Source organism: Pediococcus damnosus (assembly GCF_001437255.1).
GTDB lineage: Bacteria > Bacillota > Bacilli > Lactobacillales > Lactobacillaceae > Pediococcus > Pediococcus damnosus.
Genome location: NZ_JQBD01000006.1, coordinates 16459 through 43111, shown reverse-complemented (window position 1 = coordinate 43111; position 26653 = coordinate 16459). Strand labels below are relative to the sequence as shown.

Here is a 26653-nt window from a genome sequence, read left to right as displayed (position 1 = left end):
ATGCACAAGTTTGTAAAAAACCATGGTATCTCACTAATCATCTGGATTGGGATTATTTTGATTAGTGTGATTAGTTTGCCAAATATAGATCAATTAGTTAGAACACATGCGGAAACTAAGATACCTAGTTCGGCGCAAAGCCAAGTTGCGAATCGAATTCAGTCCAAATGGGGATATGGACAAGGAAATACGACGCAAGTGGTTGCCATTTTTAATAATGGTAAGCAAAAATTAACGACGGATCAAAAAGAAAACGTTAATAGTACAATTAGCTATTTACGTGATAATAAAAAGAAATTCGGGATTAAGTCTGTCACAGCGGCAAACGATAATATATATACCCGGAAACAACTAATTTCGAAAGATAAGACAACCGAGTTAGTTCAACTGTCTGTATCTAAATCTCACGGATCTTATAAGGAGATTGATAAGCAACTAACTAAAGCCGTTAAAACACCAGGTGTGAAATCCTATATCACTGGTGGGGAAATCTTGAACGAAAAGTTTTCCGAAGCGACGCAAGAGGGTGTTAAGAAAACTGAAGTAATTGCGGCAATTTTCATTTTTATTGTCTTAATTTTAGTTTTCCAATCGCCAATTGTGCCGATGATTTCGGTTTTTACAGTTGGTGTGGCGTTTATCACAACGTTATCAATTGTTACAAATTTAGTTGCTCGGGTTAATTTCCCATTTTCAAACTTTACCGAAGTCTTCCTTGTAGTGGTTCTGTTTGGGATTGGAACCGATTATAATATTTTACTTTATGAACAATTTAAAGAGGAATTAAGCAAAGGTGAAGATCGACATACAGCTAGTCGTAAAGCGACTCGAACGGCGGGACGCACGATCCTATTTAGTGGATCCACGGTATTTATAGGATTTTGTGCCCTTGCATTTGCGAAGTTCTCAATTTATAAATCTGCCTTTGGAGTTGCTCTCGGGGTTGCTGTCTTGGTTGCCGTTTTACTGACATTAAACCCATTCTTTATGAGTGTATTGGGCAAAAAGATGTTCTGGCCTTCTAAAAAATTCGGTGGCCATTCACAAAGTAAGATGTGGCATGCATTAGCTAATTCATCAATCTTGCATCCTATTATTGCGGTTGCCTTAGTCTTATTGTTGACGATTCCGTTTGTGATTAAGGGACCTGGAACTTTAGACTATAACGATTTGGATGAATTAAGCGACACGTTACCTGAGAAGGTTGGTTTCAATGTTGTTAAGGATCATTTCTCTCCCGGAACAGCTGAACCTTCGACGTTATACATTCGTTCGAATAAAAAGTTAGATAATGAACAAACCTTAAAGTTAGTTGATCAAATTACAAAACAACTGCAAAATGAAAAAGGTGTGAAGACTGTTGCATCGGCCACTCAACCAGGTGGTTCGCCAATTGCAAAGTTATATGTGAAGGGCCAAGTTAAGACCGTGACAACGGGAATTGATAAAGCTCATGGCGGTCTTAATACCATTGGTAAAGGATTAAACAGTGCTTCTGATCAGTTAGCGGCAACCAACATGGATAGCGGTTTAAACAGTGTCCAAAAGCTGATTGCTGGTACGGAAGTTTTACGTGACGGATCGCTTAAAGTCACTGATGGTGCAAACCAATTATCAAATGGGGCAACTAAGATTTCTTCAGGTGTTTCTCAAATGAGTGGTCAGATGGCACCATTGATTACTGGATTAAACCAGTACACAGGAGGCGTTAACACCCTGAGTTCTGGATTAAACACACTTAATGCTAATTCAGGTCAGTTATCTGGTGGTTCACAACAATTACTAACTTCAGCACAGCAACTTTCAACCGGAGTTTCTACGTTGAATAGCGCGGCAGTTAGCATTGATGGTCAACTAGATGGGTTACAACAAACTCTTAACTCTGGGAATGCGGCTATGAGCCAGTTATCTGGTTTAAGCAGTAGTGTCAAGCAACTAGATACTTTGAAGGCTGAGTTAGCCCAATCACAAAGTGCTATTAACAGTCTTGAACAGTTGGCACCATTATTGACTGAATTAAATTCAGCCAAGAAGAACTTAGCTTCTGTAAATAGTTCGTTTGCAAGTCTAAACAAGGTTTCAGGATCACTTACTTCAGCAGCAACAGATTCTGCAAAGGCTGCTGAATCAAATACAGCAGCCCTTAAGACTTTATCTAGTTTGGATCAAAGCACGATGTCGACAGCGGATAAGCAAAAATTAGCAACAGCGGAATCGCAAATTACTGCTGGGGCTAAAACAGCCGGTGCATCTGCTCAGACCATTAAAACAACTGGTAATACTTTAAGTGGACTGTCAAGTGTTCAGGCACAAGTATCCAGTTTAGAAAAAGAGTTAAATTCAGTTAATATTGACTCCAATACAATCAGTGAATTAAATAAATTAAGTTCTGTGATGAAACAAGCAGAAACATTGATAAATTCGACGAATATTAGTACGGATCAGTTAAATCAATTAACAGCGCTTGGGTCACAACTACAAGCAGCTTCTGGCAGCATTTCAAAGCTGAAACAATTTACAGCAGGCGTCGAACAACTCAACGCACAAGTTAATAAGAATTCAGCCTTAGTGAATGGTGTTTCTAAACTAAATAATGGGATTAATACCTATGCTAATAGCGTTCAATTGGCTTCAAGTGGTGCTTCTACTTTGGCTGGGAAGAGCGGTGAACTTACTGGCGGTGTTGGTCAATTAACTAGCGGTATGGGAACTCTTACAAGTAGTTTGAATCAGCTTTCAACTGGTGCTGGAAGTTTGGCAAGTTCAACGCCAGCATTAACAAATGGCCTTGATCAAGAAGTTTCTGGACAAAAACAAATGTACGGAACTTTGAAGGGCATGTCTGGCAAGGTAGATACGCTTCGGTCTGGTTTAAAGACTGCGGCCAAAGGAACTAAGACAATTGGTTCTGGAATGACCTCTGCAAATGGCTATCTCAATGGAATGGGTAATTCCTCAGTTGGGAAATCATTCTATATTCCAAATAGTCAATTGCACGGTAAAACGTTTGAACCAGTGCTTAAGTCTTATTATTCTGAAGATCGTAAGGCAACCAAACTAACGATTGTGCTTGATTCGGATCCAAGTTCAAGTGCATCAATGGCCAAAGTCCGGGATCTTCAAAGACAAGTTAAGGATGATCTTCGGGGTACAGAATTGAAAGGTGCCACGGTAGCAATTGGGGGACAAACTGCTCAAACAGCTGATATCAATAAGACGGCAAGTGGGGACTTTACTCGAACAGCCGTAATTATGATTGTTGGAATTTTGATTGCATTAGTATTTGTTACCCGTTCAGTCTTAATGCCGTTTTATATCATTGGAACGTTACTTTTGGCTTACTTTGGTTCATTGGGAATTACCAAGGCAATTAGCACGGTCGTCTTAGGGCAACCAATGCTAACTTGGAATACACCTTTCTTCGGATTTATTATGATCATCGCACTGGGTGTAGATTATAGTATCTTCTTGATGATGAGGTATCGTGATTTCAATAAGGATCTTAAACCAAGTGCAAGGATTCTTGAAGCTGCCGGGGTTATCGGTGCAGTTGTGCTTTCCGCAATGGTTATTCTTAGTGGAACATTTGCTGCGATGATTCCTTCAGGAGTACTTACGTTAATTCAAGTAGCGATGGTAGTTATTATTGGACTGATAATTTTAGTTATTATTATTCCAATTCTCTTGCCAAGCTTAATTAAATTAACTTACGAGGGTGTTTCGTTTAAGAAGAAAAAGAATAAAAAACATTAATTTTGGGGATTAATGTGAAATTAAGGATGTTGCGAATTAAAAAATCGCAACATCCTTTTTGTTTTAAACTAGAATTCACCAATTAACTAGATAAACAGGATATAATACAGATGTTGGGGGATGAGACAATGGATTTTGATCCGAACTGTGTATTTTGTCAGAAGCAGTCATCAGATTTTGTTATTGAAGGTGATTTGTGCGTCGCTTTCTGGGATATTCATCCAGTTAGCAAAGGACATCTACTGATTGTTCCTAAACGGCATGTCGCGCAAATTTGGGATGCCACAGCGTCAGAAAAGAAAGAACTAGGACAAATGGCCGAAGATGCAAAGAAACTGTTAGACAAGCAATTTAAGCCGGATGGCTACAATGTGTCAATAAATTCTGGTGCGGCTGCTGGTCAAAGCGTTTTTCATTGTCACATTCATCTAATTCCGCGTTATTGGAATAAAGTAACTAAAGGAGTTGGTGCCGTTCCAGGACAATTTTTGGTGCCAAAGCAACGACCAGAATTTAAATAACTTTGATAGTAAGCAAATTTGAAACGAAGTATAATCTAAGTAAGAAGTATAATCTAAGTAAATAGAAATAATGGGGTGAGTAACATGAAACGAATGAAGAAATTGTATCTGATGATTGGGTTACCACTGGTTTGTTTGTGCTTGCTTTTGGCAGGCTGTGCAAAGACTGGAACCGATTCAGGAACAACCATTAAATCGAGTGTACCAAGGGTTTCAAAGGTTTCAGCTCGTAAACAAATTCGCAACAACGGTGGATTATGGTATTTCGCCAAAGATTTGAAGTATAAATCTAATTCAGGAATAGAGGCCTTTACGTTTACCAAGAATGGCAAAGTGACAGCTTACAACGTTAAAAAATATTATGCGTCTTATGCGGCTGCAAAGAAAGCAAAGGGGTTAAGTTCATTTGGAAAAGGGACTTATAAACTAACAACAAATAAGCAAAAACAAACTGTGCTAACTTTGAAAATGAAACTTTCTGGAATTCCAGCAACATATTCATTTAAATTAAAAAAAGGTCTTGCTAAGAAATATAAGGGGCTTACGTTCCATGGCTTCAATGCTGCCCGAACGGTAGACAGTGATACGGTTAACGGAATTCTTGTCCAAGCCAAGAAGTAAACAAAAGGAAGATTATCCCAACAACGGGTAATCTTCTTTTTTGGTGTCCATGAGGGTGTAATAGGCAGGCGATTTCCATAATGATTTGCCAACAATTTTAAAACCTTTTGTTTTGTAGAAAGCCAAGGCGTCATGGTTTTGGCGGACGCAATTTAAAGTGACCGGTGCTGTAGCCAATTGACGAATTGCGGAAAGCAATTGGGAACCAATCCCAAAATGAATATATGCAGGATCAATGAATAAAAGATGGATGAAGTTTTCTTGGCTATAAAAACTGAGAAATCCGACAATGCGATTATCTAAAATGGCTTTTAAAATGAATTCGTCTTTGGAATCACGAATAAAGTCAGTTGACTGGGGATTTTTAACCCAAGAGAAAGTAGCAATTCGAGATTGGAGATAAATTTCAGCTAATTCAGAATTATCTGAAGCTGTTGCAGGTAAAATTGTTATATTTTTAGTTGATTTCATCACATGTTTTCCTTTTTAAATAGAATTTTTTCCAATAATTTTAAATGTAATTTAACTGACACATGTTCTTCACAAAATATTCACATTTTGTGAATACTATTAAATACATAAATAACTTTTTCATTTACTCCCCCCATAAAGTGAATGGATGATCATATAATGATCATGTTACTTATTAAGCGTTGCGACGGCAGCGCTTTTTTTGTGTCTAAAAGTATTTTTAATTAGGTTTGAAATATCAGTTGATCTACTGACTGTAACAGTTTTTCTCGTATTTAAGCGCCAACAGTTTTAAATTAGTGGCGATAAGGGTAAAATGAAAATATATTTAGCTGGGAAGTTATCATATTAATTCATATTTTTTATAAAAACCAGTAATAACTTAATTATCGGGGGATAGCCATGAACTGGGTACATATTGTTATAGAACTTATTATTGCTGTGAACTTAATTGCTGCCGTCATAACCGTTTTTCGTGAAAAGCGGGATATCGCAGCAACTTGGGCTTGGCTGCTTGTCCTCTTTTTTCTTCCTGTTGTAGGATTTATTTTCTATTCTTTTGTAGGACGTAAATTGCCGAAGAATAAGATGTTCCAATTAAAAAAGGAAACCAAACTCGAACTGGAGATCATTCTTGAACGTCAATCTAAAGAGCTAAATGATGACCATACAGAGGCTGACAAAGTCGTTGAAGATGCTAGTGGCATGGTGACGATGTTCATGAATGCTGATTCTGCTTTTTTAAGTCACCGTAATCGGGTGAAACTAATTACGGATGGTAAAGAATTGTTTCATGATATGTTTGAGGATATTGAAAAAGCTAAAAAACATGTTCATGTTGAATTTTACACCTTTTACGATGATCAAATTGGTCGTGATGTTTTACATTTATTAGAAAAAAAGGCTAAAGAAGGCGTTGAGGTTCGTGTGCTCTGGGATTCATGGGGCTCAATGGGAACTAAAAGTAAATTTTTCAAACACCTTCGTGAATTGGGTGGTTATGCGGCCCCTTTCTTGGGAACCCATTCGGCAGTAACTGATTTTCGTTTAAACTTTCGGGATCACCGAAAAATTGTGGTGATTGATGGACAAGTTGCGTATACTGGAGGCTTTAATATTGGTGACCAATATTTAGGACGGAGTAAAAAATTTGGTTATTGGCGCGATACCCATATGCGAATCGTTGGTTCTGCTGCATACAGTCTTCAAGCACGATTTGTGCGAGATTGGAATGCAACCGATCATGAAAATCCAATTAATACGGTGTTTGATCCAGGGTCTGAGTATTTTCCAGTGGCAAAGGTAAACGGGAATACAAGTCTTCAAATTGTATCCAGTGGTCCTGATTCAGAAACTGAAAATATTAAACTTGGATACTTGAAATTGATTAATTCTGCTCATCGTTCAATTTGGATTCAAAGTCCCTATTTGATCCCAGATGACAGTGTTATGGATGCCCTGCATATGGCTGCATTATCGGGCGTTGATGTTCGAATTATGATCCCCCACATGCCGGATCATGTCTTTGTTTATCGGGCAACACAATACTATGCACGCCAGTGTGCTAAATGGGGAATCCAGGTTTATAACTATGATGCCGGGTTCTTACATGCTAAAACCATGGTAGTAGATGGTAAACTTGGATCAGTTGGTTCCGCAAATATGGACTTTCGCAGTTTTAGTTTAAACTTTGAAGTAAATGCTTTTATTTATGATAAAAAAATTGCGCACGAATTAGAAGAAATTTTTAAAGATGATATTCAAAAATCAACCTTACAAACAACGGAAATGTACGATAACCAGTCTTGGTGGCTAAAATTCAAGCAAGATTTTTCCCGATTACTTTCACCAATTCTATAATTTGTTTTTAATTATTGGTTGACGAACATATTTTGACGTGGTAAGATGCATTCAACTTAATATTTAACGTGAACTTTCATACCAAGTAGCTAATTATCTGGGTGTCAGAAAGTCGGTGGTTGCTGCGAACCGATCAGGATAATTTAGATGAAATACCATGAAACAGTTTCAATTGAACGGATAATAACTAGAGCCGTTACCTTCTAGTGAGTGGAAAGAATCTGATTTTTGGGTTCCTTCAATTTGGGTGGTACCACGGTTTATTTATCGTCCCTGTTGTAAAAAAATTACAGCAGGGACTTTTTTATTACCTAAAATTTGAAACTAAGGGGCACGATGATATGGATAAATGTAAGTGCGGAGGCATATCTCGTTATTAGTCTTTAAAGCTAACTGATTGAGCTGGTGAATAAAAACTAAAAATGAGGTGCAATATGGAAAATAAAGTAAGTTTTAAAGAAGCAAGCATTGTGTTATTGGGAATGCTGTTGGTAATGGGATTAGGAGTTATTAAATTTGGATTATCTCCTCAAACTCCCGTTTTATTGGTGTTAGTGATTGTGACTTTCTGGGCCAAGTTTCGGCATTTTGCCTGGTCAGATGTAGATGACGGAATTAAAGAAGGTATTCAAACGGGAATTATTCCAATTTTTATTTTTATTCTAGTTGGCGCACTGATCAGTACGTGGATCGCCGCTGGGATCATTCCTTCAATGATGGTCTTAGGATTTCATATGATTAGCGTTAAATGGTTTGTACCGTCCGTATTTGTCGTTTGTGCGTTAGTAGGGACTTCGATTGGATCAGCATTTACCATCATTTCAACCATCGGCATTGCATTCTTTGGAATGGGACTCACAATGGGCGTAAATCCAGCCTTGGTTGCTGGTGCCATCATTTCTGGAGCAATTTTTGGAGATAAATCATCACCACTTTCAGATTCAACCAATTTAGCTTCAGCGGTTGCTGACGTAGATTTGTTTAAACATATTAAGAATCTCATGTGGTCAACAATTCCAGCCTTTATTGGTTCGCTTATTTTATACGCGATCTTAGGCTACCAAGCAACAACGACGGCTAATTTGGGTAAAATTAACCAGACCGTTGCAGTTCTGGAATCACATTTTAGTGTGAGTGCTTGGGCAATTATTCCGATCGCATTAATGTTCTTTTGTGCATGGCGAAAAATCCCCGCAATTCCAACTTTGTTTATAAATATTGTGGTTTCTGTGGTGATGATTTTTATTGAACAGCCCCAAACCCAGATTAGTAAGATTGCGACAATTATCGAAAACGGTTTTGTCGCTAAAACTGGGAATGCGAGTGTTGATGCGTTATTAACTCGAGGTGGCATTGGCAGCATGATGGGAACAGTTTCCCTAATCATCTTAACCTTGTCGTTAGGCGGCCTGTTAATGAAGTTTGGTTTGATTCAAGCGGTCATGACGCCCTTAGCGAAACGATTGAATTCCGATGGTAAGTTAGTTACTGCAACAATTTTTACTGGAATTGGCGTTAATCTTTTTATCGGTGAGCAATACTTATCCGTTATTTTACCCGGCAAGGCCTTTAAGAAACCATTTCAGGATGCCGGACTAGCCAATGAAGCATTAAGTCGAGTTCTTGAAGATGGCGGAACTGTTATTAATTACCTGATTCCTTGGGGAGTTGCGGGGGCCTTTGCAGCAAATACCCTTGGCGTTCCAGTTCTTCACTTTTTGCCATTTGCATTCTTTAGCATCCTATCACCAATTTTTTCCATTATTAGTGGGTTTACAGGGATTGGCATGAAACATGTTACAGATTCTAAAAAAACAGAAGCTGTACCAGATTCTGAAGGTGGCTTGAACTAAAAACTGTGATCATTATTGATCACAGTCCTATCAAACATAATTTAAATTTTAAAATAATCAGATCCATAGTGGTTTACAAGTACCCTGGAAAGGTATTGTGCGGCCAGGGTGGAACCCTTTAGATCTGGATGGGCCTGATCAGTATAAGTAAGGGGCCACTGAGCGGTCTCAATTAGAAAGAATAGTTCGGAATTCTCTTGCGAGAGTTCACGCAATTCTTTGGAAAAAGCTTGGTTAAACGGAATCAAAACATTTAAAGTTGCTTTCGGAAAAAGGTCCTGAAGTTCGTGAAAGAAGTTTAAAAATTGAATTTTCATCAGGTTACCATCAAAACGTTGATCATTAGTCCCGATATTAAGCACAACAAGGTCAGGATGGTAGCTTGGAGCAGGAGTTTCAAAGTTAATGTATTTTACAAAACGAGGAGCAGCGGGTACACCACCAGTTCCGTAGCGTAAAAGGCCAGCTGCACTGTAGGCAATTCTTAAATCTTGCGCGTTAAGAATTTGGGCAGTCTGTGCCGCATAATTTTGTTCGGCAGCGTAACCGACAGAGGGGGTTCGTTTTAGAACCCAACAGCCTGCCGTAATTGAGTCACCAATAAAAGCAATAGTTTTTCCGGCTGGTTTCACAGGGATCATAATGCCGGGATTCGTAACAGCAAGTTGGGTAATTGCCAGTCCTTGTTGGTATTGCCAAAGCTCATCTGAATCAGAGTTGCCAGCAAAGACAATGCGAATCAAATGAGGACCACTCAGCTTCATATGAAGTTCATCAGGGACTTCATTGACCTTAAATCGCAGCTCGGGGTTATCATCAATAAAGATACCAATTTCTGGTTGAAAGCGAGCAGTTGGGGTAGTGTTTGCAAATGCTAATTTCAAACAATCGGTGTCCTTAGTCATAAATAAAATGGCGGCACCAAGGTTGGTTGTATACATGGCGCGTTGGTTTAAAACCGATTTTTGAACCCAACGACCCATAAAATAAGCACCGGCAAAGCAGCCGTTGGCAGTTGTTTGAACGTATTTTGATTGCGCCATAATTATTACCGTCCTTATTTGAAGTTAACCAGGATTGTCCATACAACTAATTTCATGATCATTTACTAAGCCAATTGCCTGCATGAAAGAATAAGTAATTGTGGGTCCCATAAATTTAAAGCCATGCTGTTTCAAGTCTTTAGAAATTTTTTCTGAAAGTGGAGTCTTTGCATGAATTTCTTCAGGAATTCGAATGTGGTTGTTAACTTGATGATTGTTCACGAATTGCCAAATATATTTATCAAAGCTGCCAAATTCTTTTTGAATTTTTAAAAACGCCTGTGCATTGATTACAGTATCTTCAATTTTTAAACGGTTTCGAATAATCGATGAATCAGTTAGTAAGTGGTCAGTTTCATCAGTCGTCATTGTGGCTACTTGCTGGGGATTGAAATTATGGAAAGCTCTTTGAAAAGCGGGTCGTTTCTTTAAAACAAGTTCCCAATTCAATCCGGCCTGAAAAATTTCCAAACTCATCATTTCAAAAATATATTGGTCATCATGAGAAGGACGGCACCATTCGTTTTTGTGATAAGCGCGAATTTCAGGTCCACTATTTTTAGCCCAGGTACAGATGAAGTCATCTAATGTTTGTTGCATACTTTAACCTCCAGCAGTTATCGTGGTATTTCTACCACCCATAATTATTTAAGTCTATTATATCGCAATTTAGCCGGTAGCTTGACTTATTAAATTTTGATGATAGAATGAATTCAATTATTAAATAATGATGCGAAGAAGAGAAGAGTAAATCCTTTGGTTGTTTAGAGAGTTCCGTTTGGTGAAAAGGAATCAATTGTTGGGGTTGAAGATGAGCTCAGAGCTAATATTTAAGGTGCAAGCTTTAAATACGTGAGGATACGATATAATCCCAGACATAATTTTTGGTGTCGATGAGGTGTTATTTGTGAGAATAACATGAATATGGGTGGTAACGCGAAGTTTTCGTCCCTAATCTTTAATTTGAAGATTTAGGGGCGGAAACTTTTTTTATTCTAAAAAGAAGGTGATTGGATGACTGAAAATATCATTGATTTAAATCAGATAAACGTTGAATTTAAAGATGGTGAGAAGCAGGTAAAGGCCGTTACGGATGTTGATTTACAAGTTGAAAAGGGCGATATATACGGAATTGTGGGTTATTCAGGTGCTGGAAAAAGTACTTTGGTGCGCGTGATCAACCTTTTGCAAAAACCGACCTCGGGAAAAGTTAAGGTTAACGATCAAGATCTATTGGCTTTGAAACCAGAAGCATTGAGGCAAGCACGAACTAAGATTGGCATGATTTTTCAGCATTTCAATTTGATGAAATCCCGCACGATTCTGGGAAATGTGGAATATCCGTTATTCAAAACAAAATTGTCAAAGGATGAACGCCTTAAAAAAGCAACCGAGCTTTTAAGGCTAGTTGGTTTAGACCAACGTAAAAATGATTATCCACGTCAGTTATCAGGTGGCCAGAAACAACGGGTGGCAATTGCCCGGGCCTTGGCCAATGATCCGGATATTTTAATTAGTGATGAGGCCACCAGTGCCTTGGATCCAAAAACGACGCTTTCCATTTTGAACCTTTTGAAACAATTGAACCAAAAATTAGGACTGACCATTGTTTTAATTACGCACGAAATGCAGGCCGTTAAAGAAATTTGTAATCATGTGGCGGTCATGCAAAAGGGGGAAGTTGTAGAACGGGGCACAATTGAATCTATTTTTTCAACACCTAAAAAATTGTTGACCCAAGAATTTATAAATATTGCCACAAATGTGGGTCCTGCTGTTCAAAAGGTGACTGAAAATCCAAAGTTTCAACACCTTAGTCCGGACCAACAATTAGTGCAATTAAATTTCATTGGTAAATCAACTGAGGAACCAATTATTTCAACCTTAGCAAAACAATTTAATGTAGATGGCAACATTCTATTTGCGAATGTTGAACAGTTACATAGTGAAACGCTAGGATTTATGATATTAGTTTTGGCGGGCAAGCCAACCGATATTACTGAAGCGATTAGTTTCCTAAAGGTCAATCAAGTTCGTGTAAAACTATTAAACCAAGCAACAGAAAGTGAGGTGACTGGCTAATGGCAAGTTGGCTACCAAATGTAATTCATATGCAATCTGAGTTTGTTCAAGCAACGTGGCAGACAATTTATATGACACTGATTTCTTCACTGGTGGCAGGTGTTTTTGGATTAGCAACCGGTATTTTCTTAATTGTTAGTCAGCCTGGCGGAATTCTTGAAGATAGTTTCTTATATGGATTGTTAGATAAAGTAGTGAATATTTTAAGGTCGATTCCGTTTATTATTTTGTTGGCTGTGATTGCGCCATTTACAAGATATTTAGTGGGAACGACGATTGGGACAACGGCCGCGTTAGTGCCTTTGATCATTGGCATCTTTCCCTTTTATGCGCGGCAGATTCAAAACGCCTTAACCGAAATTGATCCAGGGGTGGTGGAAGCAGCAGAGGCATCCGGATCTAGTCCCACCGAAATTATTTTTCGCGTGTATCTGCGAGAAGGATTACCGGATATCATTCGCGTTTCAGTTGTGACGATCATTAGTTTGATCGGGTTAACAACCATGGCCGGAGCAATTGGTTCAGGTGGGTTAGGCGATATTGCAATTAGCATTGGTTACGCGCGTTTTGAAAATGACGTAACCATTGTGGCAATGATTATTATTTTAGTGATGGTGTTTATTGTCCAGTTTGTTGGTGATTGGTTGGCCAAACGATTGGAACATTAATGAAATGAACTTAATTGAAGGTTAAAGGTGGTGTTAGCAGAGGGTTTCAAGAGAAATAACTATGTTTAAGATAAAGGGGAGAAAAACATGAAAAAAAGTGCTTGGTGGGTTTTAGGAATTGTTGTAGTATTGGTGGCGGCCGTGATGGGGGTTCATCAGATAAGTCACTCGGCCAAAGCAAAAACGAGTACAATTACGGTTGGATCAATGGGCTCAGATTATGATATTTGGAAACATATTGCTAGTAGTAAAGATGCAAAAGAAGCGGGTTTAAAAATTAAAGTTCAGCAAGTAACTGATGGTGTGCAGTTGAATAATGGCACGGCGCAAGGAAACATTGATGTTAATGCGTTTCAATCGTATTCTTACTATGAAGCGTATAATAAACAACATCCAAAGCAACAGTTACGGGCTTTAGGAACCACTTACTTAGAGCCGATGGGAATTTATTCAAAGAAGTACAAGGCAATTTCAGAAATTCCTGATGGTGCCACAATTGCGATTGCGAACAACCCAGCCAATACGGCGCGTGATTTGTTGTTATTACAGACAGCGGGGCTGATTAAATTGAAAGCTAATTTTGGGGCGTTAGGAAATACTAACGATATTACACAAAATCCTCGTCATCTGAAATTTAAAGAAATTGATGATACAACGGGGCCCCGAGTGTTGAAGGATGTGGATGTCGTTTTAATTTCAAATACCGTTGCTCTTGAGGGTCATTTGCATGTACTGAAGGATTCAATTTTTCATGAAGAAATTAACCAAAGTACTCGCTCCAATATCAATATTTTAGCAACGGCAAAAGGCAACGCGTCGAATCCACAATACAAAAAATTAGTGAAGTTGTATCACAAGAAGGATATTCAGCGTTATATTAAGGATAAGTACTATGGTACGAAAATTGAGGTTCAAAAACCGATTTCATATTTGAAATAAGAGCCAATAGTTGTAGAATAGACGTGAAGAATAAAAGAGAAGGGGTCAGTCCGACTAGCCATTTTAATGGCGTAGCGAGGATGGACATCCGTTTCGAAAATAAGATTTTGCAAATGCAAAAAGATATTAAAATTGAGAAGGAGCCAGTCCGACTAGCCATTTTAATGGCGTAGCGAGGATGGACATCCGTTTCGAAAATAAGATTTTGCAAATGCAAAAAGATATTAAAATTGAGAAGGAGCCAGTCCGACTAGCCATTTTAATGGCGTAGCGAGGATGGACATCCGTTTCGAAAATAAGATTTTGCAAATGCAAAAAGATATTAAAATTGAGAAGGAGCCAGTCCGACTAGCCATTTTAATGGCGTAGCGAGGATGGACATCCGTTTCGAAAATAAGATTTTGCAAATGCAAAAAGATATTAAAATTGAGAAGGAGCCAGTCCGACTAGCCATTTTAATGGCGTAGCGAGGATGGACATCCGTTTCGAAAATAAGATTTTGCGAATGCAAAATAGACATAAAAATTGAGAAGGAGATATATATTATGGCAAAAGTTGAAAGCTTCACATTGGATCACACAAAGGTAAAGGCACCATATGTTCGTTTGATCACCGTAGAAACTGGTGCTAAAGGCGACAAAATTTCAAACTTTGATTTACGTTTAGTTCAACCAAATCAAAATGCAATTCCAACTGCTGGGTTACATACAATTGAACATTTATTAGCTGGCCTGTTACGTGACCGTATGGATGGTGTCATTGATTGTTCACCATTTGGCTGCCGCACAGGATTCCATTTGATTACTTGGGGTGAGCATTCAACTGAAGAAGTTGCAAAGGCTTTGAAGGGTTCATTAGAAGATATTGCCAACAAGATTGAATGGAAAGATGTTCAAGGAACAGACAAGTACAGTTGCGGAAATTATCGTGATCATTCATTGTTCTCTGCTAAGGAATGGTCAAAAGCTATTCTTGAGAAAGGTATCAGCAAAGATCCATTTGACCGTCAGGTTGTTTAAACACAATTAAGTTAGAATAACTGAAAAAGGTATCAAGTAAGTCCTGTTAAAGGGATTTACTTGATACCTTTTTTAGTTAATAAAGTTTTATTTAGATTTTTGAACTTCAGAATTCGAATCACCATGCAACCCATTAAAACATAAATTAAGCACAACGGCGACAATGCTGGCAACGACAATTCCGTTGGTAAAAAGCATCCGCGCAGCCGTCGGTAGAAATTGGAAAATTTGTGGATAAATTGTAACACCTAATCCCATTCCAATCGAAAGGGAAGTAATTAAAATATTTTTATTTTTGGAGAAATCAACTTGTTGAAGAATCTTTATTCCTTGGGCGCCAACAATACCAAACATAACGATCATGGCACCACCTAAAACTGGATCAGGGATGACGGTAGCAAGAGCGCCAGCCTTTGGCAACAACCCAAGAAGAATCAGGAAGAACGCTGAGTAATAAATTGGTTTACGTGTTTTTACACCAGAAAGTTGTAAAACCCCAACATTTTCTGAAAAAGTTGAATAAGGAAATGTATTGAATATTCCACCTAAGATGGCTGCAATGCCTTCAGCGCGATACCCACGTTTTAGGTCGTCTTGCTCAATCTTTTTACCAGTTAAGTCACTTAAAGCAAAGAAAACTCCTGTAGATTCAATCATCGTTGTTAGAGAAACCATGATCATAGTTATAATTGCTGATCCGTGAAATGTAGGAGTTCCAAAATAAAAAGGCTGAGGAAGATGAAACCAGCTGGCTTGAGAAACTGGCGATAATGATACCATTCCCATGGCTCCGGCCAAGAAAGTGCCTCCCAATATACCAATGAGAATGGCAATTGAATGCATGAATCCTTTGCCCCAAATGTTAACTGCGACAATGATAATAACGGTTGTAAAACCAACAATTAAACTTTTGGGATCTCCGAAAGATTTGGAAGAGACGTTTCCACCACCTAAATTTTGAAAGGCTACCGGAATTAAAGTGAATCCAATAATTGTAATTAACGAACCGGTAACTACTGGTGGAAAAAGATCTTTTATTTTCGAGAAGAGCCCACTGATTAAGAATACGAAAATCCCGGCACAGATAATTGCACCATACATGGCGCCAACTCCCAATGTTCCCCCAATATTTTGCAGAGGTTGAACCGCTTGAACTGCGCAACCTAAAACAACAGGTAACCCAATTCCGGTAAGAGCAGTTCTCTTAAGTTGGAGCAGAGTAGCAATTCCGCACATGAAAATGTCAACTGAAACAAGGTAGGTCATCTGAGCAGCGGTGAAATGAAGATAACCACCAATTAACAAAGGGACGAGCACATCTCCTGAATACATGGCCAGAAGATGCTGCAATCCCAGTAAGGCCGCTTTAGGGTTTGAAATGGATTGTGCTGGTACATTTGAATTTGGTTCAATAGACTTCAATGAATTTCTCCTTTTCTATCACTTAGGGATGCGCCAGTCGTAGTATATGAATGAAAAAAGGTCACAACATTGCTGTTGTGGCCTGTACAAGTCGTCTATTGTTAGAGATAGCCAAAATAAGCATCTATCTAAAACACTATTCGCCCATAGTCCAACATTTAAGGTGTCGGGTAGAAACTTATCAACCATATTATGACATTATACAGGTAAGTGCTATTAAATTCTGTGACGCTAATCTTAACACACGAAAAATCGGTACACAATAGGCGAGGCCGATTTAAATAACAATTCCACACCAACACTACCTTAAATTAAGTTAATTTAAGCAAACTATGAAGCAAAATTAAACTAGATTTGTTAACCCATCATGAAGAATGCCGATTCCTTTAGTGAGTTCTGCCTTAGTGATGACCAGCGGCGGTTGAAAACGGATAATGTGGTCCATTGTTGAGATGACAATTAAACCGTGTTCAAAGCAATAATTACAAAGATTTGTAACTAACTGTGATTGATCTTCGGCAAATTCGATTCCGCCGTTTAGTCCAATCATTCTAACGTGCTTAATGACAGGAAACTCTTTTTGTAATTTTGAAAATTGTGTTTTAGAAAATTCACCTAATTTTCGCGAGCGCTCGACTAGATCAAGAGATTCAATTTCATCGATGGTTGCCAGGGCTGCCGCACAACAAATAGGATTAGCAGCAGTTGTAGTTGCATTTGCTGGAGACGCGAGAGAATCCATAATCGGAGCTTTTCCGATAATTGCAGAAAGTGGCATTCCGGAAGCTAGCGATTTGCCGACCGCCATTAAATCAGGTTCTAAATTAAAATGATCAATTGACCACATCTTTCCGCTTCTGCCAAAACCTTGGTTAATTTCGTCTGTACAAAATAAAATGCCGTTTTCATGACAGATTTTATACAGTCCCTGCATATAAGAAATTGGTGGCATAATGATTCCGGCGTCACCTTGAATGGGTTCGATTAAAATAGCCGCAATCTGGTCTGCTGGAATGTCGCGCGTAAACAAATCAGTGAGTTCTTTCAAATATCGTTTTGAAAAATCTGCCAGTGATTCACCAGGGAAACGCTTGTCTGGATTTGGGAAGGGAATGTGATGAATATCGGGGATCAAAGGGCCAATATCGCGGTGCATATTGCCATCGATAGCAGATAAACTCGCCGCACCTAAAGTTGTACCATGCCAAGAATTTTGAAAAGTTAAAATTACAGATCTTTTGGTGTAGCTTCGCGCAAACTTTACAACCGCCTCAGCAGCTTCAGATCCAGAAGTACTAAATGAAACTTTTTTCGGTGTTTTTCCGGGAGCCAAAAGTGCTAATCGTTTTGCCAATTTAATAGCAGGTTCATGATAAAAATAGCCAGAGATGTAATGAATCAGTTTGTCCGTCTGATTGTGAATGGCAGCTACTACTTTTGGATTACTATGACCAACGTTGACTGCTGATGCACTGGCTAGAAAGTCGATATAAACATTGCCATCCACGTCCCAGACTTTTGCTCCCTTGCCATGATCCACGACTAAATCAAACTTGGAAACACGGCCAGCTGGTGCAACGTATTGGTGATCTATTGCAATTAATCGTTGACGTTCAGGATTTTTTGATTGGCTCACGGTTAAACACTTCCTAATTAAACAAATTTGCATTGATTATAGCACAGCAATTTTTGTCCGTTCGTTTTATAATGAAACTATCAATAAAATACGGAGGATTAAGCATGAAACGCGTTTTAGTAATGGGGATAAATAATCTGGTTGGACAAGCTTTGTTGGAAATGATAAAAAAAATTGATGATTCTGAACTTCAATTTATGTTTATTGATAATGATGTGGCAGGAAAAAATGCTAAAATTGACTTTCAATCAGCAGATCAGTTAGCACCAAAACTTAAGTTAGCCGATATTTTGGTTATAAATACCGTTGATTGGGATGCAGATTACATGTTAGACGCAATAATAGATGCTATTGAAATGCAGACAATTAATTTGGATAAGATTATTTTTCGGACAGTTGCTGGCGTTAATGACGAATACCCGCTCGAAAAAATTCAGATTGCAAAAAAGGATCCTGTAGAATTTATAAAACAGCAACAATATGCGGGAAAATTAGTGGATGAGTCAGAAATTCCGTACACCATTATTCGGCCTAGCAACATTGCGGAAACTACTGGTCCGGATTATAAATTAATTGAAGAAGGACAATCGATGCAAGATGCGAAAGATGTGAGTGCGCACAGCGTTGCAAAGGTTATGATGCAAGCTATTCAAACGAATGATTTACTTAATCAATCGATTGGAATTTGTGGCTGAAAAGTTTGCCAAAGTTCTGTATAATAATAGTTAGATTCGAACATACGTGCGTATTTATTAAAAGATGAGCAAATTGTCTTTTCGCGTTTGCCTTAACAGTTTTCATATAGAAGATAAATTTTTTAAACATAAAAATTAGTTTTGAGAAAAGAGGCATTTAATGACATTAAAATTTATTCTGGGTAAAGCCAGCCGGGATGGACAAGGCGCGATGATTGACCAAGTGGATCAAGTGTTAAGTGAAAATTCGCAAAACCGTGTCTATTATATCGTACCCAATCACGTTAAATTTCAATCAGAATTAACAGTCCTAAATGAATTACGCAAACGGCATAGTCAAAATAGTCATACTTATGCTCAGAATCAGTTGCAAGTCTTTTCGTTTTCACGATTAGCTTGGTATTTTATGAAAAATGAGCCAATTTATCAGGTCCCTCGTCTATCAAAAGCGGGCGTAGCGATGTTAATCGATCGAATTATTTTAGAACATCAAGATGAATTAACTGTGTTTAATGGTGAGCAGACGCAGCCCGGATTTATTCAGCAACTTGCTAGTCAATTTGATGAACTTCAAAAGGGCCGAATATCGGCAGAAGATTTGGTGAATCTGACTGATGAAGTTAATAGTAATGAAAATTCTACTGTTGATTTAACTGCCAAGATGCACGATCTATCGATTATTTATACTGCTTTTGAAGAAGAAATGCTTGGAAATTATGTAGATAGTAATACGTTAATACAAGCCTTGTGCGAATATTTAGCTACTCAGGATTTAAGTCAAATGGTGTTTTTCTTTGACAGTTTTTCTTCATTATCAGCTCAAGAGATGAAATTAGTTCAAGTTTTAATTGAAAATGCCAAGGCCGTTGTTGTAGGACTGGTCTTGGATCGTCCTTATTATGACAAATTGCCCGAACCAGAGAACTTGTTTTATGAATCTGGTAAAACCTATTTCAAACTTTATCAATTTGCGCAGGCAAAGCATTTACAAGTACAAACGGATACGTATGCTAAAAAATCTCGGGTAATCTCTGATTTAGTTAAATTAGAGGATTTTTGGATAAAGGCCACAAATTTAGAACCAACCGAGGTCACAACTTTATCTGATCAAAACGCGATTCAGATTTTTCGAGCAGATAGTCGGCAAACTGAGGTGGAACAAATTGCGCGTAAGATAAGGCAGGCCGTGGCTAATAATCCCCAAATTCATTATCGTGATTTTTCGATTTTGACGCGTCATTTGGATACATATGCCACAGTTTTGAATCCAACTTTTGATGAATATGAAATTCCTTATTTTAATGATTTACAAATTTCAATGAAAGATCATCCATTTGTGGCCCTAATTGAGGCACTGTTTGCGGTTAAAGATCATTATTATCGTTATCAAGATGTCATGCGCTTATTAAAAACTGAGCTGCTGATACCAACCGTAGATGAGCAGCCAATGCCAATTGAAGCATTTAGACGGGCCAAAGATTTAACTGAAAATTTGGTTTTGAAAAATGGATACGAGGGTGGTCGCTGGCTTCAAAAGGAAGACTGGCAATACCTACGTTTTAATTCAACTGATTTTGGAACTCAAACTGATCAAGATTTGGCAATTACGAAACAAATTAATTTGATTAAGAACTATATTCGTCGCGTATTACCCCCATTTTTCAAAGCTTTAGATAATGCGAAAACTGGTAAAGAAGGGGTCACGGTTTTATACAAATTTTTGATTGACCAGGGCGTTGCCGATCGACTCAAACAATGGCGTGATGAGGCGGTTGATAGAGGTGATTTATCAAAAGCAGCTCAACCAGAACAGACTTGGCAAACTTTTTGCGATATGTTGGACGAGTATGTGGCCATTTTAGGTGATCGTGAATTTACAATTGATAACTTTTCAGCACTACTGAAGGCAGGCTTTGAGGGTGCTTCTTATTCCTTAATTCCATCGACTTTAGATCAAGTCATGATTTCGGAAACAGGAATGGCACAAATGGGTGATCGTAAGTACACCTTCATTATGGGAGCCACCGATGCGGTGATGCCGGAGCAATTTAATAACCAGGGAATTTTAACTGATGACGATTGCGACAAATTACAAGATGACTTAAAAGAGGATCAGTTTTTTGCCAGCAACAACAACCAACAAGCTCATTTTGAACGTTATTTGAACTATGCGGCGTTTCTGTCAGGTTGCAAAGGGCTAATTCTGTCGTATGCCAGCAGTGATGGTGAAGGCGCTGAACAGAAAATTTCTCCCTATGTAAAAGAAATTAAAACGCATTTCCAAATTACGGATTCACAAGTCTTAAAGTACTTTGATCGGCCAAAAGTTGACGAAGAATCGGTAGTTGATTTTTTGGGTTCGAAACGAAGTACATTAACTCATTTATTGCAGGTAAGTCGTGATAGTAAAAGTATTAAAAAAATGGTTAAGCCAAATTGGCAGTACATTTACCGTGTTTTAAACAACGATCCGCAATTAGGTGAGCTAACCAAGCGTGTATTTGAAAGTTTGACTTATAAAAATGAGCCTGTGAAACTGTATCCAGAAATTGTTCAGGGACTATATGGCGACACGATTAATACTTCAATATCAAAGCTTGAAGAGTTTTATCAAAATGAGTATGCCTATTTCTTGAAATATGGCCTTAAGCTGCAAGAAAGGAATGTCTTTGAACTTTCACCAGCAAGCACGGGAGAATACTTTCATATGGCATTAGATCACTTTGTGAAGCTAATTGGCCAGCAAAATCTGGAAATTAATCAGTTATCAGATTCAGAGTTGGATAATCTTTTAAATGAAGTAGTCAAGACAATTAAAACGGAACCCCAGTTTGAAATCTTGGGTAGCTCAAATCGAATGCACTATATCAATGACCAATTAAACCAAACGATCAAACAAATGCTGAAAATTTTCGTTTTACAAAGTGATAATTCTAAAATGCGGCCAGTTCAAACAGAAGTATTATTTGGTCATGTCGGTTCAGAGGCAGGATTGCATTCTCTTGACTTCGAGGTGGCACCAACTAAAAAAGTTCATGTGCGTGGCAAAATCGATCGGATCGATGAACTTAATTTAACTTCAGAAAATGGTCAATCACAGAAATACTTTGGGATTGTTGATTATAAATCCAGTGATCATGACTTTAACTTTAGAGATATTTACTATGGTCTGGCAATGCAGATGCTAACGTATATAGACGCCTTAAAACAAAATATTAACCTAATTGATCAGGATAAGGATTCACCACTGATCTCAGGGGCATTATATATGCACCTGCAAAACCCTGCCGTTAATGTAAACAAATTGCGTAATACGGATTCAGATACCGTTCAAAAGGAACTTTTAAAGCAAACTAAATATAAAGGGATTATCCTAAGTGATCCAGATTTACTGGATAATTTAGATACGAAACTAGATTCTGGTAGTTCTTTAATTTATCCCTTCAAGAAAAATAAAGCCGGGAAATATTCGTCTTATGATAATCATATTGTGACACAAGAGGAATTGACAAGGTTAATTAAGCATGCTGAACGAAAGATTGTGGAAGCTAGTAAGAAAATCTTTGCGGGCGAGTTGAAGTTAAACCCAGCTCGTTGGCCAGATACACATACGGCTCTGCAATACTCACCATATAAGTCAATTATGCAGTTTGATGAGATGTTGCCTGAAAATAATTATCATAAACTTGAGAATTTGAGCGGTAAAGATGTTTTGGCGAAACTGAAGGAAGAGGATGATGAGCATGGGGAAAAGTAGGTATACAAAAGATCAGCAGCAAGCGATTAGTCATAGCGGTCATAACGTGCTTGTCTCGGCCTCAGCAGGTTCTGGTAAAACATCGTTGCTCGTTCAACGAGTTATTAAAAAAATATTAGGTGGTACAGATGTTGATAAATTACTGGTAGTTACCTTCACGGATGCGGCAGCTAAAGAAATGCATGACCGAATTCAGGGTGCAATAAACGATCAAATTCGCATTGAAAAAGATGCCGGTCAACGACATCATTTGATCGAGCAGCTCACCAAATTAAATACGGCTAATATTAGTACAATTCATGCATTTTGTTTATCGATTATCAAACGATATTATTACGTGATTGATTTAGATCCCGTTTTTCGACTTTTAACTGATGATACAGAAGGGATTCTCCTACGAGAGGAAGTGTGGAGTGATCTGCGCGAGTCGCTTTATGAATCAGAGGGAGAAATATTTTCTCAACTTACAGCAAATTTCTCAAATGATCGCAGTGATGATGGTTTTACTGACTTAATGTTGCGAGTATATGATTTCGCAAATGCTACTGCTGATCCTAATAAGTGGTTGAAAAGTCTACCTGAGGTTTACAAGATTGATGGCGATCTTGATGATACAAAATTTTATCAAGAACAAGTCGTGCCGGTCGTTAAATCAGAGTTACAAAATAGTTTGGAAGAAGCAAGGTCACTTCAAAATATGATTGAAGTGGGAAGTACAGATCTAGATAAATTAAGACCCATAATTGATGCTGATGTGAATCAAATTAAAGATGTTTTGGACACGGGATTAAGTGATTGGGATACCTTACGTGGTAAGTTACAAGGATTTACATTTGGCACAATGCGGGGTGGTAAGCGTACTGATGACGTTAAAGCCTTTAAGCAACGTGTTAAAGAAATTCGTGGTGACACTAAAACTGGTTACAAAGCGCGTATTCAGGAACTAACTAATAAATATTTTAGTTTAGATAAAGTCCAAATGACCGAAGTCTTAAAGAATTCGGAAACTTTGGTTGTGGAACTATGCAAGGTGACCCTTGCATTTAAGGAAGCTTATGCGGCCGAAAAACGACGTCGTCAGATCCTCGATTTTAGTGATCTGGAACATTTTGCCATGCAAATTTTGAATGGTGATTCAGCAGAGTCTAAAAGTGCACGGACAGCCTATCAAAAACAATTTGATGAAGTGATTGTGGATGAATACCAGGATATCAACCCGTTGCAGGAGGCTATTTTAACAAGTGTGACGACTGAAGATCCTGGCAATATGTTTATGGTTGGGGATGTCAAACAGTCTATTTATGCATTCCGGTTAGCAGATCCTCATCTGTTTATCGGGAAAGATCAAGCATATCAAGCAGATGATGCGAGTGGTGAGCGAATAATTTTATCGCAGAATTTTCGATCTGTACAAAATGTTGATAATTTTACCAACTTGATTTTTGAACAATTAATGGATCGGAATTTGGGTGAAATTCCATATGATGAAGACGCCAAGCTCGTATACGGCGCGAAGTATTATCCTGATGATGCCTCAAAAGAAACTGAGGTTTTAGTTTATGATGATGAAAAGGCGGGTTCACCTCATAATTCTGAAGAGTCAACTAGTTTTGAAATTGACGATAAATCACGTGGCCAAGTTGCACTAGCGGGTCAACGGATAAAGCAACTGATGGCAGACAAAACACTTATTTATGATAAGGACAAGAAAGAGGAACGTCAGTTAGCATACAGTGATATTGTGCTATTAACGCCGACCAGAAGAAACAATTTAACGATTGTTGAGTTGTTTAAACAGATGGGAATCCCGGTAGTGGTAAATGATGCGCAAAACTATTTTCAAACTACTGAAATTGCGATCATGATGGCTCTTTTAAAGGTTATTGATAATCCCTACCAGGATATTCCTTTAGTTGCTGTTTTGCGGTCACCAATTGTGAATTTAAACGAAAATGAATTAGCGTTCTTACGAATTAATAATAAAACGGGTGATTATTTTCAGGCCGTGATGGATTTTTATAAACATTTTGATTCGAACTCCAGTCAACCCTTTCAAGCAAAAGTATTTAAAAAAATTAGCCATTTCTTGGAACAATTGAAGCATTTTCAGGATATTGCAAACCAAAATCAGTTAGCTACTTTAATTTGGACAATTTATAGTGAAACAGGTTTTCTTGATTATGTAGGTGGAATGCCAGCTGGACAGCAACGACAAGCCAACCTGCATGCCTTGTATGAGCGTGCTCGCGGTTATGAGCAGACTAGTTTTAAAGGCCTATTTCAGTTCGTTCGATTTATTGAACGGATGCAAAAACGGAGTAAAGACTTAGCAGAAGTTCCGATTAATAGTGATGAAGAAGCCGTTCAGGTTATGACGATTCATGGTAGTAAAGGCTTAGAGTTTCCAGTGGTGTTCTTGATGGATGCCTCGCATCAATTTAATACGGATTCTATGAAAGGTAAATATATTCTAGATTCCAAAGAAGGGATTGGGATTACTTATCTGAACCCAGAAACACGTGTCCAGGTTGATACGCCACAAAAATTGGCAATTATTGATCATGTCAAAAGAAGTAGCTTGGCTGAAGAAATGCGCCAACTCTATGTAGCGTTAACACGGGCCGAACAAAAATTAATCATTATTGGTGCGTGTGACACACAAGAAAAATTACTAAAGAAATGGCAAACTGCTTGGCGAAGTGACCAGTTACTATTAACTGAAGCGACCCGTTTAAATTCCAATAACTTTCTAGATTGGATAGGTGAGGCATTAGTTCGCCATCCGAAGTTTAATCAAGAATCAGAGGGAGAAAATCCTTTAGCCGCTTTAAGTGGAGATACTTCTGAATTTGAAGTTCAGTTTAAAACAAAGGCTGATCTGCAAGGAATCGTTGGGATTCAAACAGACAAAGAACAAAAGGATTGGTGGCAAGAGTTTGAAAAAGCCATAGGTGAATTAGATGTTGCCAGCATAGATGCGCAGAAAATTGATCGAGTGCTGAACTTCAAATATCCTCATGAAGTTGCAACCCAGACTACCGCTTATCAATCTGTTTCGGAAGTTAAACGCCTATTTGATGATCCAGACAGCCTTGAAATGGGACTTTCAACTGTAGAACAAGACCAAAAATTAAAAGCTCAAAATCGTTATGTGTCTAGTAATTTAGCGACACCTAAATTTTTACAAACTGCTGCCAAACCGAAACCAACAGAGATCGGGACAGCGACGCATTTAATTTTGCAAGAAATTTCATTAACGGAAAAGCCTACTGAAAAGAGTGTAAAAGATCTTATTGGCGAATTGGTTATGAACAAAGCTTTGGCGCCCGAGGTTGCAGAACTAGTTGATGTAGATAATATTTTAAGATTTTTTGATTCTAGTTTGGGGAAAATATTATTAGATGTACCAGAAAAAGTTCATCGTGAAGTTCCATTTTCTTTGCCGATGCCGGCCAACCAATTATTTAGTGGTTTTAAAGATTTTTCTAATGATGAAGAAACGCAAATCTTAATTCATGGAATTATTGATGGGTACGTTGAATTGGAAGACCGAGCAATTTTATTCGATTACAAAACGGATTACGTAAAACCGGGCAGTCCAAAAAATGGGGTTCAAAATATCATTAATCGTTACGCTGGCCAAGTTAATTTATACGCGGCGGCGTTAACTGATATTTTGAAACACCCAGTAGAGGAATGCTATTTGTATTTACTTTCAATTGGTGAATTGGTTGAAGTTCAGTAGTCTGATTACTTTAAGAACAATTGATAGGCTAATCTTAGTTCCTTGGGATCTTCATCCAGCAAGACAGTTCCACAATAAGCAAAGCCACATTTAGTAATCAGGTGTTGCATGAGTTTGTTGTCGGGGTGGGTATCAATTCGAACTTGGTTATAGCCTAATTGGCTTGATAATGTCAGCAAACCGGAAATCATTTTTTCAGAAAGATGTTGGCCACGAAAATCAGCGGACATGGCGATTCGATGAATTGAAGCATATTTTGCAATTGCTGGTCCTTCCCAGGCACCATCATTAATGACATCATAATTCTTATCGTGATCATGTAGCAATGCGGCGGTTCCAGCAATTTGTCCGTCAATCATCAGGACATAGCTTATTTGGTTGGTCACATCGGCCTGAAGATCAGGTAATGATGGATAGCCATCTTGCCACTGATCAATATTTTGAGATTTTAGAAACTGTTTAGCAGAGTCGATAATTTTAGAAACTGTTGGTAAGTCTTGAAGCGTTGTTTTTCTTAAATATGCAATCGTCAAGAGAGACACTTCCTTAGTAATTTTTAGGATCTAAT

The 26653-nt window shown here is 38.1% G+C and carries 18 protein-coding genes and 1 riboswitch; of the genes, 12 read left to right on the top strand and 6 right to left on the bottom strand.

Translation table 11 applies throughout. The features are described from left to right. The 3 genes from IV84_RS01530 to IV84_RS01520 all read left to right on the top strand — a co-directional run bounded on the left by IV84_RS01530 (position 1) and on the right by IV84_RS01520 (position 4895). A complete protein-coding gene (locus IV84_RS01530) occupies positions 1 to 3753 on the top strand; it encodes an MMPL family transporter (RefSeq protein ID WP_056986016.1) in 3753 nt (1250 codons plus the stop codon). A 128-nt stretch (positions 3754 to 3881) separates the two neighbouring features. Next, positions 3882 to 4274, top strand: a complete 393-nt coding sequence (locus IV84_RS01525; RefSeq protein ID WP_046870964.1) for an HIT family protein — start codon at positions 3882 to 3884, stop codon at positions 4272 to 4274. Positions 4275 to 4358: 84 nt separating this feature from the next. After that, entirely contained in the window at positions 4359 to 4895 is a 537-nt protein-coding gene (locus IV84_RS01520) for a hypothetical protein (RefSeq protein ID WP_052694467.1), read from the top strand. A gap of 12 nt (positions 4896 to 4907) precedes the next feature. Here the strand turns inward: IV84_RS01520 and IV84_RS01515 are convergent, their stop codons facing one another. Further along, positions 4908 to 5366: a GNAT family N-acetyltransferase gene (locus IV84_RS01515; RefSeq protein WP_046870965.1), complete on the bottom strand. Its 459-nt coding sequence runs from the start codon at positions 5364 to 5366 to the stop codon at positions 4908 to 4910. Between the two features lie 402 nt (positions 5367 to 5768). Here IV84_RS01515 and cls point away from each other — a divergent pair, with 402 nt between their 5' ends. Together cls and nhaC are read left to right on the top strand one after the other, a co-directional pair. Beyond that, positions 5769 to 7226: a cardiolipin synthase gene (gene cls / locus IV84_RS01510; protein ID WP_056986015.1), complete on the top strand. Its 1458-nt coding sequence runs from the start codon at positions 5769 to 5771 to the stop codon at positions 7224 to 7226. Between the two features lie 434 nt (positions 7227 to 7660). Then, on the top strand, positions 7661 to 9079 hold the full coding sequence (gene nhaC / locus IV84_RS01505) for a Na+/H+ antiporter NhaC (RefSeq protein ID WP_046870967.1): 1419 nt from the start codon (positions 7661 to 7663) through the stop codon (positions 9077 to 9079). A 41-nt stretch (positions 9080 to 9120) separates the two neighbouring features. Here the strand turns inward: nhaC and IV84_RS01500 are convergent, their stop codons facing one another. After that, the gene (locus tag IV84_RS01500) at positions 9121 to 10122 is read right to left on the bottom strand and encodes a GDSL-type esterase/lipase family protein (RefSeq protein ID WP_046870968.1); all 1002 of its coding nucleotides are present in this window, start codon (positions 10120 to 10122) and stop codon (positions 9121 to 9123) included. A 24-nt stretch (positions 10123 to 10146) separates the two neighbouring features. After that, on the bottom strand, positions 10147 to 10722 hold the full coding sequence (locus IV84_RS01495) for a DNA-3-methyladenine glycosylase I (RefSeq protein WP_046870969.1): 576 nt from the start codon (positions 10720 to 10722) through the stop codon (positions 10147 to 10149). A 414-nt stretch (positions 10723 to 11136) separates the two neighbouring features. Here IV84_RS01495 and IV84_RS01490 point away from each other — a divergent pair, with 414 nt between their 5' ends. From IV84_RS01490 to IV84_RS01475, 4 genes are all read left to right on the top strand, one after another. Beyond that, positions 11137 to 12204: a methionine ABC transporter ATP-binding protein gene (locus IV84_RS01490; RefSeq protein ID WP_046870970.1), complete on the top strand. Its 1068-nt coding sequence runs from the start codon at positions 11137 to 11139 to the stop codon at positions 12202 to 12204. Then, the gene (locus IV84_RS01485; protein WP_046870971.1) at positions 12204 to 12872 is read left to right on the top strand and encodes a methionine ABC transporter permease; all 669 of its coding nucleotides are present in this window, start codon (positions 12204 to 12206) and stop codon (positions 12870 to 12872) included. The genes IV84_RS01490 and IV84_RS01485 overlap by 1 nt, the downstream gene beginning before the upstream one ends. An 87-nt stretch (positions 12873 to 12959) precedes the next feature. Next, positions 12960 to 13811, top strand: coding sequence for a MetQ/NlpA family ABC transporter substrate-binding protein (locus IV84_RS01480; RefSeq protein ID WP_056986014.1), 852 nt, complete (start codon positions 12960 to 12962; stop codon positions 13809 to 13811). Between the two features lie 545 nt (positions 13812 to 14356). Then, entirely contained in the window at positions 14357 to 14830 is a 474-nt protein-coding gene (locus IV84_RS01475) for an S-ribosylhomocysteine lyase (protein ID WP_046870973.1), read from the top strand. 87 nt (positions 14831 to 14917) lie between these two features. Here the strand turns inward: IV84_RS01475 and IV84_RS01470 are convergent, their stop codons facing one another. Both IV84_RS01470 and IV84_RS01465 read right to left on the bottom strand, forming a co-directional pair. Continuing rightward, complete coding sequence (locus tag IV84_RS01470; protein ID WP_257722207.1) at positions 14918 to 16243, bottom strand: nucleobase:cation symporter-2 family protein; 1326 nt, start codon at positions 16241 to 16243, stop codon at positions 14918 to 14920. 136 nt (positions 16244 to 16379) lie between these two features. Next, a riboswitch (purine riboswitch) is annotated at positions 16380 to 16478 on the bottom strand. A 117-nt stretch (positions 16479 to 16595) separates the two neighbouring features. Continuing rightward, on the bottom strand, positions 16596 to 17921 hold the full coding sequence (locus IV84_RS01465; protein WP_046870975.1) for an aminotransferase class III-fold pyridoxal phosphate-dependent enzyme: 1326 nt from the start codon (positions 17919 to 17921) through the stop codon (positions 16596 to 16598). 71 nt (positions 17922 to 17992) lie between these two features. Between IV84_RS01465 and IV84_RS01460 the strand changes: the two genes are divergently transcribed. The 3 genes from IV84_RS01460 to addA all read left to right on the top strand — a co-directional run bounded on the left by IV84_RS01460 (position 17993) and on the right by addA (position 26085). Then, positions 17993 to 18583, top strand: a complete 591-nt coding sequence (locus IV84_RS01460) for an NAD(P)H-binding protein (RefSeq protein ID WP_046870976.1) — start codon at positions 17993 to 17995, stop codon at positions 18581 to 18583. Between the two features lie 160 nt (positions 18584 to 18743). Then, positions 18744 to 22340, top strand: coding sequence for a PD-(D/E)XK nuclease family protein (locus tag IV84_RS01455; RefSeq protein ID WP_046870977.1), 3597 nt, complete (start codon positions 18744 to 18746; stop codon positions 22338 to 22340). Then, positions 22327 to 26085 carry a helicase-exonuclease AddAB subunit AddA gene (addA, locus tag IV84_RS01450; protein ID WP_056986013.1) on the top strand — a complete coding sequence of 1253 codons (3759 nt, stop codon included), beginning with the start codon at positions 22327 to 22329 and terminating at the stop codon, positions 26083 to 26085. Before IV84_RS01455 ends, addA begins: the two co-directional genes overlap by 14 nt. Positions 26086 to 26090: 5 nt before the next feature. Here the strand turns inward: addA and IV84_RS01445 are convergent, their stop codons facing one another. Then, the gene (locus IV84_RS01445) at positions 26091 to 26618 is read right to left on the bottom strand and encodes a GNAT family N-acetyltransferase (RefSeq protein ID WP_056986012.1); all 528 of its coding nucleotides are present in this window, start codon (positions 26616 to 26618) and stop codon (positions 26091 to 26093) included. Between the last annotated feature and the right edge of the window lie 35 nt (positions 26619 to 26653).

Coding starts and splice junctions, on each gene's coding strand:
- IV84_RS01520 (WP_052694467.1), top strand. CDS start 4,359: ATGAAACGAATGAAGAAATTGTATCTGATGATTGGGTTACCACTGGTT.
- cls (WP_056986015.1), top strand. CDS start 5,769: ATGAACTGGGTACATATTGTTATAGAACTTATTATTGCTGTGAACTTA.
- addA (WP_056986013.1), top strand. CDS start 22,327: ATGGGGAAAAGTAGGTATACAAAAGATCAGCAGCAAGCGATTAGTCAT.
- IV84_RS01490 (WP_046870970.1), top strand. CDS start 11,137: ATGACTGAAAATATCATTGATTTAAATCAGATAAACGTTGAATTTAAA.
- IV84_RS01495 (WP_046870969.1), bottom strand. CDS start 10,722: ATGCAACAAACATTAGATGACTTCATCTGTACCTGGGCTAAAAATAGT.
- IV84_RS01500 (WP_046870968.1), bottom strand. CDS start 10,122: ATGGCGCAATCAAAATACGTTCAAACAACTGCCAACGGCTGCTTTGCC.
- IV84_RS01465 (WP_046870975.1), bottom strand. CDS start 17,921: ATGCAAATTTGTTTAATTAGGAAGTGTTTAACCGTGAGCCAATCAAAA.
- IV84_RS01485 (WP_046870971.1), top strand. CDS start 12,204: ATGGCAAGTTGGCTACCAAATGTAATTCATATGCAATCTGAGTTTGTT.
- IV84_RS01515 (WP_046870965.1), bottom strand. CDS start 5,366: ATGAAATCAACTAAAAATATAACAATTTTACCTGCAACAGCTTCAGAT.
- nhaC (WP_046870967.1), top strand. CDS start 7,661: ATGGAAAATAAAGTAAGTTTTAAAGAAGCAAGCATTGTGTTATTGGGA.
- IV84_RS01455 (WP_046870977.1), top strand. CDS start 18,744: ATGACATTAAAATTTATTCTGGGTAAAGCCAGCCGGGATGGACAAGGC.
- IV84_RS01525 (WP_046870964.1), top strand. CDS start 3,882: ATGGATTTTGATCCGAACTGTGTATTTTGTCAGAAGCAGTCATCAGAT.
- IV84_RS01530 (WP_056986016.1), top strand. CDS start 1: ATGCACAAGTTTGTAAAAAACCATGGTATCTCACTAATCATCTGGATT.
- IV84_RS01460 (WP_046870976.1), top strand. CDS start 17,993: ATGAAACGCGTTTTAGTAATGGGGATAAATAATCTGGTTGGACAAGCT.
- IV84_RS01475 (WP_046870973.1), top strand. CDS start 14,357: ATGGCAAAAGTTGAAAGCTTCACATTGGATCACACAAAGGTAAAGGCA.
- IV84_RS01480 (WP_056986014.1), top strand. CDS start 12,960: ATGAAAAAAAGTGCTTGGTGGGTTTTAGGAATTGTTGTAGTATTGGTG.